This is a genomic window from Polyangium sp. y55x31 (genome assembly GCF_029946505.1).
Lineage (GTDB): Bacteria > Myxococcota_A > Polyangia > Polyangiales > Polyangiaceae > Polyangium.
On record NZ_JARZHG010000004.1, the window covers coordinates 16,597 to 32,039 of the forward strand.

Annotated in this window: 12 protein-coding genes; 3 read left to right on the plus strand and 9 right to left on the minus strand. The window is 68.1% G+C overall.

The window, feature by feature from the left end; genetic code table 11:
* Nucleotides 1–124 precede the first annotated feature (124 nt).
* Nucleotides 125–799 carry a hypothetical protein gene (locus QHF84_RS09050; protein ID WP_281312806.1) on the plus strand — a complete coding sequence of 225 codons (675 nt, stop codon included), beginning with the start codon at nucleotides 125–127 and terminating at the stop codon, nucleotides 797–799.
* Nucleotides 800–862: 63 nt separating this feature from the next.
* On the opposite strand, the gene QHF84_RS09055 is transcribed toward QHF84_RS09050, so the two are convergent.
* From QHF84_RS09055 to QHF84_RS09085, 7 genes are all read right to left on the minus strand, one after another.
* Nucleotides 863–4,276 carry a DNA methyltransferase gene (locus tag QHF84_RS09055; protein ID WP_281312807.1) on the minus strand — a complete coding sequence of 1,138 codons (3,414 nt, stop codon included), beginning with the start codon at nucleotides 4,274–4,276 and terminating at the stop codon, nucleotides 863–865.
* 85 nt (nucleotides 4,277–4,361) lie between these two features.
* Entirely contained in the window at nucleotides 4,362–4,886 is a 525-nt protein-coding gene (locus QHF84_RS09060) for a cupin domain-containing protein (protein ID WP_281312808.1), read from the minus strand.
* A gap of 931 nt (nucleotides 4,887–5,817) precedes the next feature.
* Complete coding sequence (locus tag QHF84_RS09065) at nucleotides 5,818–6,360, minus strand: hypothetical protein (protein WP_281312809.1); 543 nt, start codon at nucleotides 6,358–6,360, stop codon at nucleotides 5,818–5,820.
* Nucleotides 6,357–6,950, minus strand: a complete 594-nt coding sequence (locus QHF84_RS09070) for a hypothetical protein (protein ID WP_281312810.1) — start codon at nucleotides 6,948–6,950, stop codon at nucleotides 6,357–6,359. The genes QHF84_RS09065 and QHF84_RS09070 overlap by 4 nt, the downstream gene beginning before the upstream one ends.
* Nucleotides 6,947–9,136, minus strand: coding sequence for a DUF3570 domain-containing protein (locus tag QHF84_RS09075; protein WP_281312811.1), 2,190 nt, complete (start codon nucleotides 9,134–9,136; stop codon nucleotides 6,947–6,949). The genes QHF84_RS09070 and QHF84_RS09075 overlap by 4 nt, the downstream gene beginning before the upstream one ends.
* A gap of 74 nt (nucleotides 9,137–9,210) precedes the next feature.
* A complete protein-coding gene (locus tag QHF84_RS09080) occupies nucleotides 9,211–9,465 on the minus strand; it encodes a DUF4266 domain-containing protein (RefSeq protein WP_272417840.1) in 255 nt (84 codons plus the stop codon).
* A gap of 79 nt (nucleotides 9,466–9,544) precedes the next feature.
* A complete protein-coding gene (locus QHF84_RS09085; protein ID WP_281312812.1) occupies nucleotides 9,545–10,144 on the minus strand; it encodes a hypothetical protein in 600 nt (199 codons plus the stop codon).
* A gap of 171 nt (nucleotides 10,145–10,315) precedes the next feature.
* Here QHF84_RS09085 and QHF84_RS09090 point away from each other — a divergent pair, with 171 nt between their 5' ends.
* Entirely contained in the window at nucleotides 10,316–10,885 is a 570-nt protein-coding gene (locus QHF84_RS09090; RefSeq protein ID WP_281312813.1) for a TlpA disulfide reductase family protein, read from the plus strand.
* A gap of 80 nt (nucleotides 10,886–10,965) precedes the next feature.
* Here the strand turns inward: QHF84_RS09090 and otsB are convergent, their stop codons facing one another.
* A complete protein-coding gene (otsB, locus tag QHF84_RS09095) occupies nucleotides 10,966–11,751 on the minus strand; it encodes a trehalose-phosphatase (protein WP_281312814.1) in 786 nt (261 codons plus the stop codon).
* A gap of 77 nt (nucleotides 11,752–11,828) precedes the next feature.
* Here otsB and QHF84_RS09100 point away from each other — a divergent pair, with 77 nt between their 5' ends.
* Entirely contained in the window at nucleotides 11,829–14,078 is a 2,250-nt protein-coding gene (locus QHF84_RS09100; RefSeq protein WP_281312815.1) for a carboxypeptidase-like regulatory domain-containing protein, read from the plus strand.
* Here the strand turns inward: QHF84_RS09100 and QHF84_RS09105 are convergent.
* Nucleotides 14,065–15,441 carry an RCC1 domain-containing protein gene (locus tag QHF84_RS09105; RefSeq protein ID WP_281312816.1) on the minus strand — a complete coding sequence of 459 codons (1,377 nt, stop codon included), beginning with the start codon at nucleotides 15,439–15,441 and terminating at the stop codon, nucleotides 14,065–14,067. The genes QHF84_RS09100 and QHF84_RS09105 overlap by 14 nt on opposite strands.
* Nucleotides 15,442–15,443: the final 2 nt, after the last annotated feature.

Sequence of the window (15,443 nt, forward strand, 5' to 3'; positions counted from 1 at the left end):
CCAAGCGGGGCCCGTCGCACGTACGGCGATCGGATCGACGCGAAACCGCCGTGGCATCGGACGAGCGAGCGCCCCCGGGCAGCGCGTTGTGCGCGATCGCGATTTACGCCATGCTCGCCGCGGCATGGAATCGAACGCGCCCCGTCCCATCGAGCTGTCGTCGAAGGATCGTGATCGCCTGGCCGCCGTCTGGGAGCGCGCGGGCCGGCCGTCGCTACGCGTGGATCCGGTGGATGTCGAAGGCGCCTCCGAGGCGCTCCGGACGGCGATCCCCGACCTGATCCTCGCCATCCTGATCGCCGAAGGCCGCACGCCCGGCGACCTGGTCAGGCTCACCCATTCGATCGTGAGCTTTTACGAAGCGTCTGGCAAGAGCGACTGGCGTCGTGCGACGACGTTCGATCACGTCGCGTTCGCCGAGCTGCCCTCGGCAGACGCCTCGGAGCCCGTCTTCGGCTGCTTCGCGCGAACGAAAAACCCGGCCAAGGTCGAGCTCGTGGCATGGGACCTCCGGAGACCGGGGCAGGGCGGCGAACCGCTCGCGGATCTCGGCGCCTATCTGAAGCGGCGCGAGGAGGCGGCCGGCCAGCGAGCACGCGCCCCCGTCGGCGACGGCGCGGCCTTCCGCCCGGTCGTCGAGCGCGCCGCGCCGCCCCCGCAGGACGTCGCGCTCGTTCATCATGCGAAGTTCGGCGAAGGCAAGGTCATCGAACGGCTCGGCGACGGCAAGCTCCGCATCGATTTCGGCGCGAACGGCATTCGCGTGCTCGCGGCGTCGTTCGTCACGTCGAAGCCGTAGCGGGCGCGTCCTCCATTGCCCGACCGGGCCGCTGCACGCTTCCTCGCGAATCCCTCGACCGTATCAGGCGGCCCCGCGCCGCCCTGCGACCTTCCACCGCTCGCCGCGTTCCATGGCGACGACGACGCCGACCGCCGCGAGACCATCGAGCAAGTCCGCGACATCGGCCTTCTTCGCGCCCTTGAAATTCGCGGCGATGTCGTCCGCGGTGAATGCGCCGCGCACGGTGCCGAAGCAATCGCGGACTGCGGCGATCTGCTCGGGGATCTTCTTCGGCCAGGGCCTGGCTTTTGAGACTTCGGCGGCCGGCGCTTCTTCCTCGTCGTCTTGCGTCTCTGCGGCTGTGGCCATCGTGGCCTGCGCGGCGGCCTGTGCACCGCTCGGGTTCTGGAATTCGGGACGGAGCCAATGAACGATCCCGCGCGCTTCCTCGGCGGCGCGCTCGGCATTCAGGGCGACGAGCTTCTCCAGGATCTGCTCGTCGGTGAGGTCCGAGGGCCAGCCGTATGCCTCGAAGACAGCGGCGTCCAGGTCGTCATGAAGCCCTTTCAAAACGGAGACGAGGCCCTTGTCGTGGATCACGCGCTCCTTGTCCGCGAGGGTGAGCCCGCTTCGTAGCTTCTCGAGGACGTTGTACATGCCCGTGATCGTGAGATCCGGATGCGCGGCCTGCTGGCGTTTTCGGTGGGCGTCGAGAGCTTCGCCGAGCGCGCGAATGTTGGCCTTGCCGGCGGGCGGGACGTCGGGGAATGGGAATGCCTCGAAGCAGACGGATTTGACGTACACCGGGTCATTGCCGACGCCGAGCCTCGCGCCCGTGGCGAGCGCCCACGCGACATGGACACGACTCGACAGAACGCCGAGGTCATAGGCGTCGGCGCTCGCGATGGCGACGATCTTGTTGTCCGGTAAAACCTCGGCATCCAGAAACACGAAGTATCGGTGGCGCGACGTCTCCACGGTGGCGATGAAGCGAGGCAGCCCCTCGAGCGCGGGCCGGAGCTGGGCCCGCGGCTCCCCGAAGATCCACCAGTTGTCGCGGTACGTTTTGCGTGGGTTCTGGTCCCGCTCCGGTTTCACGTGAAGCGTCACCCACTGGAATACCGCGGGAAACCTGCGTCGAACCTCGTCCGCGGACAGACCAAACAGGTCGATCACCATCACGCCGCGGCCGCGCGCTGCAATGTCGCGGCCATTGAGATAGGGCCTGACGTGGTTCTCCAATCCTCGTATGGTGCCGAGACCAAGCTGCTTCGCCTGATCGGGGGTCACGACGAACCCGGCTCCGTGGAGCTTCATGCCAGGGCAGCAGAGACCCGCCGCAGAACGGAGCGCGCGCACCACCGTGAGGTTCGGGCCCACATTGAGATCGGCATTGATGCGCCCGGTACGCTCGAGGAGCTCGACCCCGCCCGTGTTTCGGTCCTCCTTGGCCACACGCACCAGGACCCCGCCCGCGGTTCCCGGAGCACACACGGTCATTGCGATCCGCACGTCGGCGCCGTCGACCGCGTCGACCCACGGGTGATTCGGCACCGCATACACGATGGACAGCGGCGCGTCGGCTTCCATGTGGCGGACCAAAAGCTTGCGGTTCATGACCTGGCCAATGCTGTTCGTCGTGATCAGGCCGAAGCGGCGGATCTTGTTTTCGCGGACCAGGTTCGCCGCCCGCTCCCACCAGTACATGACGAAGTCCGACGTCTCCGGGACGTCCGGATGAACCGCACGGAGCGCCTCGACATACCCGTCCCCGAGCAGCGAACGCATCCTCCAGTTGCCAATGAACGGCGGGTTCCCGACGACGAATTCGGCGGCAGGCCACGACGCCTGGCGAGGGCCGACGTACCGGAGCACCGGCACCGTCGCCTTTTCGTCCGGCACCATTTCCCCCGTGACGGGGTGTGTCTTCATCGTCTCCCCGTCCCACCGCGTCACGGGCTTGCCCTTCGCGTCGCGGACCGGTTCTTCCCGATCCCACGCGAGCACGGCATCCCGGCATTCGATGTTCCGGAAGTCCTGGAGAACGGGCTCCGGCGGCGGCGTCAGCTTCCCGTAGGCGCGGAAGTGCCATTGCAGGTAACCGATCCAGAGGACGAGCTCCGCGATCTCCTTGGCCCACGGCTTCACCTCGATCCCGAGGAACTGCCCGGGCGTCACGCGGATCCCCTCCGCGTGCAAGAGTTCTTGCCGCTCGCCGAGATCATGGAGCAGGGCGAGGACCTCGCTTTCGAGCCGCTTGAAGAGGTCGAGCGTCACATGAAGAAAATTTCCCGAGCCGCAGGCCGGATCGAGGACACGCGTCCGGGTGAGCATCGCGTGATAAGCGCGCACGGCCGCACGGGCATCCTTTTCCTTGCCGCTCTGGTAGAGCTTGCGCGCCGCGGTCTGCACGTTCTCCCATTCCTCGCGCAGCGGCTCCTCGATCGTCGGACGGATCAGCCGCTCGACATAGGCGCGGGGCGTGTAATGGGCACCGAGCTCGTGCCGCTCCTTCGGGTTCAAGGCGCGCTCGAGCAGCGTGCCGAAAATGGCAGGGTCCACCTCGGACCAATCACGCCGCGCGGCCGAAAGGAGGAGCGAGAGCGATTCCTTGGAAAGCGAAAGGCCCGTCGGCTGCTTGAAGAGCCCGCCGTTGAACCGGAGGAGCTTGCCGACATAGGAAAACGAGGTGCCCTCGTTCATCGCCGTCCAGAGCCCTTCGATGGCCGACGGGAAAACACGCGGGTTCGTGAGCCAATGATGCTCGAGGCCTTCCGTGAAGAGCCGCGACGGCAAAAGCCCCACGTCCTCGGCGAACATCGTGAAAATGCAGCGCATGAGGAACTTGGCCACGGCCTCGGGCGGGTTCTTCTCGGCCTCCAGCTTCTTCGCGAGCTCCGCGAGCTGCGCGGCCACTTCGCGCGTCACCCGCTCGGCCCGGCGCGAAGGGTCGAGGGAGAGCGGATCCGTGAAGACCGCGCGCAGGGTATCGACGTGTTTCGCGAGGTCGCGGAGGTAAATTCTCCGATGTTGCGCATTCGGGAAGGCGGGCCAGCGCCGCGTACCGTCGAAGTCGGCGTAGAGCTCGAACACGTACCCGATATCGCAGACGATGAGGAACGGCGGCGGCTCGTCGAGCGCGCTCGCGTAGCCGAGGGCCTGCCCGCGCGCATCGACCATCGCGAGGTCCCAGGAGTCCGTCCCGCGCTGCGTTTTGCCGATCTTCTTCGTCCCCGCCGCGGCGGCCTGCTTCGCTTCGAGGAGGAAACAGCCATGCTTGTAGAGGTCCGCGCGCTTCGTCGTGACCTTGCCGCCCTCCTGCGTCATCGGGATCGGTTTTTCGAACACGTACCGATCGCGGGCCGGGTCGCCCGTGGCCGGCTCGGGCCGAGGCACGCCGAGGACGTCGCAAAGCTCTGCGAGGAACAGGTCCTTGTTGGCGCGCTCGGAGGCTCCGGAGGCGCTCCACTTCTCGACGAAGGCTCGAACGTCCATGGGAGGCGCGAAGGTAGCCCACGGACGCGCGCGGGAGGAAGGGCCGAACGGTCAGGAGGTGCGGGCATCGCGCCCTCGCCGTCCGTTACCGCACCTGCGCCCCGAACGCCTCATCCTCCAGATCCGCCTCCGCGTCCGCCTTCGTCGCCTGCACCCGCCCCGGGATGTGGTTCGGCGGCGCGTAGAGCGTATACAGCTTGAGCGGGGTCTTGCCGACATTGACGAAGTTGTGGCGGACGCCGGGCGTCACGAGCACCACGTCCCCCGGTCGAAATGGCGATTCCGCGCCGTTGAGAATGACCTTCCCTTCCCCCTCGACCAGGAAAAGCACCTGCTCGACATGCTTGTGCTGCTCCAGTCCGACGTCGCCGCCCGGCGGGATGCTCATCGCCACGACCTGCATCCGCTCCGCGGTGAAGAGCACGCGCCGATACGCATTGTTTTGCCGGGTCAGCGCGACGATGTTCGTGTGAAACGTCGCCCCGGCCTGCGACGTGGTTTGCCCCACGGCCTGCTGCGGTGCTTCCGCCCGCGCCGACCTCGCCAGAAACTTCGCGAGCACGAAGATACCCGCGAGCGCGATCACACCCGCCAAAAGAGTACGTCCCATGAGCCCCTCCCATTGCAAATGGTCCTTTGGGAGGAACCTAAGGCAGCCGCACGAAAATCGTCAGCCGTCCAGAAAGAACCACGCGTGGGTGGGAAGGATGGACAATCGAGCGCGCGGGGAAGCAGGGTATCCGAGGCGCTGCGCACGGGCACCTCGCGACATGGCTGGAAACGCTGTACGGAGGCAGGGGGCCGCCTGCCTACGCCGCTATTGACAAACGCCGCTCACGCAGGACTTCCCGGAGGGACAGTGCTTGTTGCAACGGCACTCCGGATACGGACCGAAGTCAGCAGCGCAGGTACCGTTGGAACAAATCTTACGGACGCCGCAATCACAATCGCTCGTGCATGGCGTGGTCGGCGGCTGGCAGGTGCCATAGGATGACCCGCTGAAGACGCAGCTCGTGGGATTTGGACACTGGCACGAGGCTGCGCAAAGGGGGCCCGGCGGGGGCGGGCTCATAATGACTTTCGTACATACCTTTTGACCGGAGTCATTCGCCCTGCAGGTCGTGCCTGGCTCGCATTGACAGATCGACGAACACGGGCTGCCCGCTGCCAGCAGCTCGCTGCTCGCCTCGTCGGTGTCCGCCTCGACATTCTCCTGCGGGTCGGGGCTCCCCATGAGACATGCGGTCGGGGCAGCGCAAAAGAGCGCGAGAGCGGCCAACGGACGGAGCAATGTTGCAAATCGACGAAACATGCTGAACCTCCCAAACAACTCCGCGAGATTACGACAGCGCCATCGCGGGGCGGGGACGCAGAGCAGTTATCGTGCCAACATCGGAAGACGTAGAATCCCCTGACCGGCTCTCGGCGTGGAGCCCACCGTGGCCTTGAATGCGCAATTGGAGCATCGCATCTGCGCCATTGGCGCAAAATATGCACCATTCGCGCAACACGCACAAAGCCGCGTCATGGCCGCGCCCGCGCTACGGATGCCCGAGCTCGACCTCGCACTGGGTCGTATCGGTATTCCCCGTCAACCAATTGACCATGCACACGTCCCCGGGGTCGCCTTTGTTCCACAAGAGCCCGCCCTTGTGTTTTTCGCGCAATCGCGCCTTCCGCACGATCGTCAGCACCTCGGGATCCGCGGCCTTCGTGAACACCTTCGCGACGAGCTCCGGTTCGAGCGCCAGGATCGAGCGGTAGTTGTCCTCGAGCTCCGCGATCGTCGTGGGCTCCTTCCCGCCGGAGTAGTATTCGTCGTAGTTGTCGACGTTCGGCGAGTTTCGCTCCTCGTACCGACGCAGCCCGTATTGCCCGTAAAGCCGCAGCGGCCGCGCCATGTGGCCGTGGCAATCGAGCGTGCCGCAGCGGCGCTCGAGGACCGCCGAGACCGCGCGGAACGAGTTCGGGTCGAACGGAGGCGCCGCGATCTCGTTCACGGCGGGGCCGAGATCGCCGCAGCCCGCGGCGGCGAGCAGCGTCACGCCGAAGCAAAAGAGGCTTGCTTTGCGTCGTGTGTTCATTTCGCGGCTCCCGGGCAGGAGGGGTCTTGCGCCGGGAACGGCGGCTCCGTCTCGGCTTCGGCGCACGTCACCCACCCGGGCGAACCCTGGTTCCGCGTGCCCACGTGGCAGCCCGCGCAGGATCCGTCGCGGCTGATGCGCGTCGACATGACCACACGTTTCGTGCTCTCCAGCGCCCCCGGCACGGGGTACTCGATCTCGGCGCGCAAGGGAAATGCCGGGTCCCACTTCTCCGCTTCGATGAAGAAATTGCCCGCGCAGTTCGTGCCGACCTCGTATTGCTCGCCGAACGAGTCGGTCAGCTTGACCTTCACGCCCTTGACGGGCAGCGGCTTCTGCTCCGCCGTCTGCGTCGGATACGCGTAGATCGTCCCACCGACGCTCATGACCGGGTGCTCCCGCAAGTACTCGCCGTGGCAGAGCAGGCAGGGCTGTCCGGGGCGGTGAAACTCGCCCACGGGGACGTTCGGGTCCTCTTCGCCGAGCGCGGCGATGCGCTCGTCGACAGCGCGGTTGCCGCAACCGGCGAAAAACCCGAGCGTGCCAAGGGCGAGGAGCGACGAGGCGAAGGCCGTCTTTGCCGTCATCATTCGACGTCGACCTCCAGCGTGAGCGCGCCGAAGTAACCGAAGCGCTGCAGGATGAAGAGCGTGTTCAGGAAGCGCGTGTAGATCACGTCGCCGCTCGCGATGAGTCCCCAGTTCTTGTTCTCGCCGAACGCGATGCGCGTGCCGAGCCCGCCGGTCACGCCGAGCAGCGGACCGAGCTCACGGTCGCCGGTGCGCAGCGCGGGCACTTGCAGGCCCGTCGGCGTCTTCTCGGCGACGTACGCGAGTTGCCAGAACGCCGTGCCCGTCTGCGCGTGGAAGCGGAAATGCGGCCAGATGCGCACGTTCTTGCCGACGTCGTAGAGGTAGCGGAGATCCGTCGTCGTGGCCTTGAGGCCCCAGCTGTCCGCGTAGAGCCGCTCCTCCATGCGCAGCGTGCTCGCGGAGAAGCGACGCGCGTAGCGGCCGGCGAGCGCGAAGCGCTGGCGGGAGAGCGGGAGCTGCTCGAGGATGCGCTCGGGGTTGCGGTAGAAGTTCACCGTCGCGAGCGACTGTCCCGGCAAGACGCGCGGGGCGATGTCCGGCGCGAACGTCGGGATGTAGCGGTAGGGCTTGGAGCTGTCGCCCGACTCGATCACCAAGCTGAAGTTCGTGGTCAGCACGGAGTTCTTGTCGAGCACGAACGACGAGGCGAGGTCGAGCGCGTGGCGCTGGATGCGTCGCGAGAAGACCTCGTAACTCGTGCCCGATCGACCCGCGATGTCGTACGAGAAGTCGTAGCTCAGGCTCGGCGTGACCGTCTTCTGCCGGAGGTCGAGCGCGACCGTGGTGCCGACGCTCGTCGCGAGGTAATCGGGCTCGATCGACATCGCCGCGTGCAGGTTCAGGTCGACGTCGCCGAACTTCTTGTGTCCGCCGAGCGCGGGCACGTAACGCTGCTCGGTCCAGCGCGGCGAGGCCGTGGCCACGATGTCGGTCGACGCCGCGGTGACGACGTCGACGAGGAACGAGCCACCAAAACCCCAGCCGCTCGTGGGGTTCTCGACGTTGAAGAAGAGCGTCGGGCTCACGACGTCGACCTTGTCGGAGTCGTGGTACGCGGAGAACTCGAGGCCGAACTTGAGGTTCAGCGGGAGCTTCCGGTTCTTCGCGATGCACTCGTCGAACTCGTCCTGCGTCTGCGCGTTCTGCATGCACTGGACGAGCGCGCGGTCGATCGCCTTGCCCTTCGGCCGGAGCTTGATCTCGACCGTCGCGGTCTCGCCCTCGCCGACGTTCACGCTCTGCTCGAAGGACTGCTCGGCGCCGTTCACCTTGCCCGTCGCGATGACCGTGCGCTCGCCCGGGTTCACGGGGATCTCGCTGCCGAGCTGATCCTCTTCGAGCTCGACGCCGTTCAAGCGGACCTTGACGTCGGTCGCGCCCGCCGGCTTCTGGACGACGATCTTCGGGATTTTTGCGCGCAGCTCTTCGGCGCGACGCTGGGCCTGCGCGGCCATCTGGCGGATGTTCTTGCGCTGCGCGGCCTCGGCCGTGGCCTCGTAGTCGGAGACGGCCTCGACCCAGAGGCCGGCGCGCGCCTCGCACGAGGCGACGAGGAAGAGCGTCGAGGTGCGCTCCTCCGCCTCGTACGACGCCCGCCCGTACGCGGCGCAGTCGAGCCACTCGCTCTGCTTCTCCGCCTTGATCGCCTGCTCGTAGTAGAACGAGCCCTCGCCGGTGCGCCACCCGCGCCCGGGGGCCTGGCCTTCGTAGGTGACCTTGGTCTTCTTCGAGCCGCCCGACGCGGCCTTGGCCTCTTTCGTCTCCTGGTTGCCGCCGCTCGGCGAGCCCGCGTTCCGCGCCTCGTTCCACGCCTTCTGGATCTCGGGCGAGGTGAAATCGGGGAAGAGCGCGACCGTGGGGTCTTCCTTGATCGCCGTGGCGAACGCGGCCTTCGCGTCGCTCGACTTCTTCATGCCGCCGGCGAGCACGGTGCCGAGCGCGACGTAGAGCTTGGCGCGGACCTTCGGGCTGCAAGCGCTCTTCTTGGCGCACGCTTGCTTCGCGAGGTTCAGCGTGTCGAGCGCTTCCTTGTAGTTGCCTTCTTTGTAGCTCGCCTCGAGCACCGTCTGGACGAGGGCCTCGACCTCTTCGTCGTTCGGCGCGGCGCTCGCCGGCGCGGGGGCGAAGGTGATCGCGGCGGCGACGAGCGGGGCGAGAAGGGCTTGTGCGAGGCGGCGAATCACGCGGCGGCCACGATAGCCCCGTCCCCGAAAAAAAGGATCCGACAAGATGGCGACCTTCGGCTGGGAGGAGGAAATCAGTTGCAGCCGCAACCGCTGCCGGTGCCGCCGCTGCCCCCGACCGCGCCCTCGGTGATGGCGCGCAGGTGCGACTCACCGAACCCGGCCATGTCCGCGGCCGTCATCGTCGGATGCGCGAGCTTGCCGCGCTCGTACGGCGCGACGGGCGCACAGCCCGTGCTCGCGAAGAGGCCTCCGCCGAGCACGAGGACCACGAGAAGCGCGCGACCGGCGCGCACGACGAGCGAGGCAGAGGTGTCTTCGTTCAACATCGCGGGAAGCTCCGGTTTTCTCTTGTATAACGGGGTTTTTCTTTCCCCGCGTCAAGATTCTTCCAGAGCCGCCCGCCCGTCACGGACCGGCATCGCCGCCGCCGCCCGTCCGCCGCAGGCCGCAGAGGGCCCACTGTTCGATGATGGCGTAGTCGGCGTCCGACAGACCACTCGGGGGCGGCATCGGCGCGCCGCCGCCCGGCGTGCCCTGGAGGTTGCAGAGGATCCAGGAGCGCGAGGGGTCCTCTTCGTTGATGTAGGGATACCCCTGCGCGCCCGAGTACCCCTTGAGTTCGTCGTAGAACGCGTCGGAGCTGTCGGCCGAGAGGAAGATGCCGCGCGCGCCGGGGGCCGCGCCGTGGCAGCCGCCGATCGTGCAGCCCGCCGAGGGGCCCGTGAGGATCGAGTAGACCTCGGCCCAGGTCGGGGCCGTCGTGCACGCCGAGGGGTCGAGGATCGTCAGCTCGGGGCAGCCGGTCTCGCGGACCTTGGGGCCTCCGGGTGGGCCGTACGGGCACGCGTCGTCCTTGTCGTTGACGATGGACTGCTCGGTGCACGCCTGATCACCGACGCTGATTTGACACCCGGCAAACGCGGCGAGTGCGAGCACGGGGAACAAGGCGAGGGCGGCGCGGAGGGTGCGGCGCGACCGGACCCTGGGCGAGGTTCTCGCGGTCATGGCCTCGCATGGTGCCCTTGGTTCGTCACAAAGTCGACTGGCGGCCTTTGGGCTGAGGTAAGCTCGCGCCGTGCGCGCGGTTCGAGGAGCGGTCGTGTTCGCGCGATCGAGGCCCGAAGCCGCAGTTTCCGAGCGCAAAGAGCGCCGTCTTAGCAAAACCAGGAGACCTGAATGAGCTCGAGATCGTCGATTGTCCGCACCCTCAGCGCGCTCGTCATGGGCGCGGCCCTCTCGCTCACCCTCGCCGCGTGCGGCGGCGGCGCCGCGTCGGGCGGCGGTGCAGAGACCGGAGGCGCCGAGGGCGGCCTCGTCGGGAAGCCGGCACCCGAGTTCACCGCCGAGGCGGTCACCGGCGAGGGCCCGAAGAGCGTGAAGGACGCGAACGGGAAGGTGACCATCATCGACTTCTGGGCGACGTACTGCGGCCCCTGCAAGAAGTCGTTCCCGAAGTACCAGGAGCTCGTCGACCAGTTCGGCGGCGACCTCAGCGTCATCGCGGTGAGCGTCGACGAGGAGGACACGGACAAGGCCAAGCTCGAGGAGTTCGTCAAGGCGACGGGCGTGAAGTTCTCGATCGTCTGGGACAAGGACAAGAGCGCCGCGAAGGCCTACAGCCCGCCCAAGATGCCGACCGCGTTCATCGTCGACAAGACGGGCACGATCCGCCACATGCACGCCGGCTACGGCGAGGGCGAAGAGGACAAGATCGCCGAGGAAATCAAGGCGCTGCTCGGGCAGTGAGCGTTCCACGGTGGGGGGCTCCGGTCGGACTGCGTTGCAGTCCTTCCTCTGCCCCCCACACCCCCCCGCGACGTCCTCGTTCAAGCGGAGCGCTGAGACGCGATCCGCGCGAGCAGCTCGGCCCACGCGCGTGGGCCGGGCAGCACCAGATCCGCCTCCACGTTCGGCGTCGGCCGCTCCGCCGAGGCCACGTAAATCCCTACCCCATCATGCTTCCGCGCGAGGGCGATCGCGCCCTCGTCGGTGGTGTCGTCCCCCGCGTAGATCAGGAACGTCTGCTGGGGAAATTCCCAGAGGAGCTGATTCAGCGCGGCCTCCTTCGAGGCAGAAGGATCACGCGCCTCGACCACCTGCCGGCCGTCCATCACGGCGAGCCCCTCGGCCGCGGCAACCTCGCGAAACGCGGCGAGCACCTCCGCCGCGGCGTCACGCCACGCAGGCTCGACCTCGCGCACGTGCAGGGCCGCGCCCCGCACCTTGCGCTCGGCGCGCATCCCGGGCACGCGCGCGGCCATGGCCTCGGCGCGACGCGCGACGCGATCGATGACGTCGTGCGACATCACGCCGTTCACCGATCGGAGGACGCTGCCGTCGGGCTCCTCGATGAAGGCTCCGTGCTCGGCGATGCGATAGATCCGCCCGAGCATGGCCGTCCGCGCGCGCAGGCTCTCCATGTCACGCCCCGAGACGACGGCCACGTCCACAGCGGGCGTGGAAGCGAGCTTGGACAGCGCGGCGAGCGCGTCTTGCCGTCCGTGCGCGTGGTCCGGCTCGCGCACGATGTCGGCGATCGTGCCGTCGAAGTCCGTCGCGACGAGCAGCCGCGGGGCGCGTGAGGCCCGCTCGATCAGCACATCTTCATCCATGGCCCCGAGCCTCCCCCGAAGGCGCGCGACGCGCAAACGGACGAGCGTGGTGGTAGCGTCTCGTGCATGAGGGTCCCGTGAAATACGCGCGTCTCGCCTCGGCCTCGATCGTGGTCATGATCGCAACCAGGATGCTCTCCGGCTGCGGCGGAGACGAACCCGCAGGCGCAGGCGGCGCGGGCGGGCAAGGCGCGGCGGCGAGCGTGTCGTCGTCGTCGTCCTCGTCGGCGGTCGGTCCCACGACGGGCGCGGGAGGCGCGTTGCCCGAGGTCTTCACGGTGACGGGCGTGGTGACGGACGGCGCTCTGCCGCTCGCCGGCGCGATCGTGATGCAAGGCGGCGGCGCGCCCGCGCTCGTGACGGGGGACGACGGCACGTTTTCGATCGAGCTCTCCGCGTCGATCCCGGGCGCGCCCACGGTGGTCGCGGCGAAGGTGGGCTACCGGAGCGCCGGGATCGAGTTCGACGCGGTCCCCGAGGGGCCGATCGAGCTCGTCCTGCGCGAGGCGGCGCCGCCCGACAATGCCGACGGCTACAAGTTCGGCCCGCCGGGCGTGGGGGACGAGCAGCTCGACGCGACGACGGCGGTCTGCGGGCATTGCCACACGACGCTGGTGGCGCAGTTCCAGCGATCGGCGCACGCGAAGGCGACACGCGACCCGCTCGTGCAGGATCTGTATGCGGGGACGACACGCGCGCACGCGGACGCGGCGTCGTGCACGGCGGCGGGCGGGGAATGGCGGACGGGGCGGGTGCCGGGCACGATGATGGAGACGGCGCCGCGTTGTTATCTCGGCGGCGGGGTTTTGCCGGACCTCAATGGATGCGGGGCGAAGGGCGCGCTCGCCTGTGATGATCCGGCGGTGCCGGCGGCCGAGAAGCCGACGTCGTTCGGCGCGTGCGCCGATTGTCACGCGGCAGGACTCGACGGAAAGGCGGGCGGGCGTGATCTGCTGGAAGCGACGGGGATCGCGTTCGAGAATGGAAACCATTGCGATACCTGCCACAAGGTGCGGGACATCGACCTCTCGAAACCGCCGGGAACGGCCGGACGTCTGCTCCTGCAGCGGCCGAGCGAAAAAGTTTCAGATGATCCACTCGGAAAACTCCGCCAGGTGATGTTCGGCCCGCTGCCGGACGTGCCGAACGAGTTCATGGGCGGGAGTTATCAACCGAAATTCTCGGAAGCGACGTTCTGCGCGGGCTGCCACGAGATGACGCAGCCGGCGCTCCTCCCGGGCCAGACGGTCGATCCGGCGCGGTTTCCCGGCGGACTGCCCGTGCATTCGACGTTCGCGGAGTGGTCGGCGAGCCCGTGGGCCGAAGTCTCCGCGCCTTGCCAGCATTGCCACATGCCGCCGAACGAGGGGCTCTGGAACACGCTGGACAAGACGACCCCGAAAAATGGCGGCATCACGTTCGGATTCGTGCGGCCGCCGGAGCAGATTCGATCCCACGCGTTTCGAGGCCCGCTCGCGGGGAGCCCGCGGCTCTTGGATCTGGCGCTCGGGATGTGGATGACGGCGAAAGCGACGGGAAGCGTGGTCGACGTGGCGGTGACGCTTTCGAACCAGGGATGTGGCCACGCATTGCCGACGGGCGAGCCGATGCGATCGCTCGTGCTCGTGCTGCGTGCCGAGGCGTGCGGGGAAGTGCTCGTGGCGAGCGCGGGGCCGACGGTGCCGGACGTGGGCGGCGCGTGGGCGGAGGGGGTGGTCGGGCAAGGCGTGGCGGTCGCGGAGGCGCAATGGTCCTGGCCGGAGGGCGCGGCCCGCGCGAAGCCGGGGCAGGTCCTGCGGGTGGTGCGGGAGACGGGGAATTGGCTGGACTATCCGGGAATCGGGGTCTTTTCGGATCCGGCGCTCTCCCCGGCGGAAAAAGGAATCCCGATACGCGTGCCGGTCGGGGAATGGAAGGTCGTCTCCGCGGCGAACGGGCAAATCGTGACGGAGGGCGCGGCGGACGTGCTTTCTGGGGATCGGGTCTTCCTCGGGGATGCGCTCACGGCCGAGGTGATGGACGGATCGGGCGCGACGGCGCTCGCGGGCGCGGCGGGGCAGGCGTTCGCGCGGGTGCTCGTGGACGCGCAGGGAAAACGGTTCATCCCGCATTACCGCGCGGTGGACATGGCGAGCGACAACCGATTGCCGCCGTTCACACCGGTCACGAGCCAGCATTCGTTCGTGCTTCCGGCGGGTTGTCCGGGCGCGACGGTGACGGCGACGGCGCTTTATCGGCCCGTGCCGGTGAGGATGGCCGAGGAGCGAGGCTGGGAGGCGCTGGATTGGGTGGCGGCGGTGCGGAAAGAGGTCGTCAGCGCGAACTAGGAGAAGCGCCCGTCCCCTTCGCCACGGGAAATGCCTGCATGCGCGGCTCGCCATGGTCGGCGTCGAGGCCCCACATCACGATCACCCCGTCCCGCCGCACCGCCCACGTCCGCCCGGGCAATGCCTCGATCGCGACGGCGCCCTCGATCTCGTCGATCTTCACCGGCACCGGATGCCCCTCGTGCAGCTCCTCCGGCATCACGCAGCCCGGGACACGCTTGTACACGGGCCGCACGCTCTCCCCGGCGCGCCGCGCATTCCATTGAAGCCGCCCGCACGGGTCGTCGGGTCGTCGCAAATGGGGATCGACCACCTCGACGGACGGGCTCCGGTTCGGGGACGGCTCGCACGGAGGATGCTCTTCCGCCCACTTCCGCGCCTCTTGGGTCGCCTTCTCGTCGACGGGGCAAACCTCGACCTCCTCGGTCGCCTCCTTGCCCGCCTCGCCCGTCTCTCCGTCTTTCGAGCGGCCCCAGCACCACACGCCGCCCACTTCATCGATCGCGCAGGCGTGCTCGCCCGACGTCGAGACGTCGACGACACGCGGCAATCCGATCACGCGCACGGCTTCGTCGTGACGCACGCGCGTGCCGTCGCCGAGCTGCCCGAATTCGTTCGGACCCCAGCACCACACGCTCGCATCGTCCCGCACGAGGCAACCGACGACATGGTTGAACCCGAGGTCCGCGATCGCCGCCCGCACCACCCGATCGAGCAAGAGCGGCGATCGATTCGGATCATTGTGAATCTGCGGCCCTCCGAGGACGAACCGGCCATCTTCGAGCAGCGCCGCCCGGCCCTGCGCATACAAATTCCGGATGCGGCCGAACGCCTCGAACTCCCCGTAAATCGCCTTCACGTCCCGCGGACAGCGGACCCCACCGTCCCCCGTCACACAGACGAGCGCAAACCCGCCCCCCGTGACCTCCACGAGGCGCGTCCCGCCTTTCGCCTCGAAGCCGGACCCATCCGCGCTGAAATCGTTGTACGGCCGTTCGGGCATCACGCGCGTCCCCTCGAAATACCGGAGCGTCACGCGTCCATCCGGATAAAGGAGCACGATGGAGCCGTCGTTGCGGCACAAAAAATCGACGACCGGCGCCTCGGACACCCATGTCCCTTGCATGACGATCCGGTCCGCCCCGTATCCGATCGACGCCACCGCCACCCGCCCGTCCGCGAGGCGCAAGCATTGCCGCTTCGACCAGACCCGCGGCGGCTCCCTGAAGCCCGCGGCGATCACGGAAAGCCCAGGGACCGCCGGGCCCGGGCCCACGTCCCTGCCCGCCCCGCAGGCCGTGGAGAGCGCGGCGAGCGTCGTGAGACCCGCGATCGTTGGAAAGGTTCGGCGCGCGTTCGTCATGG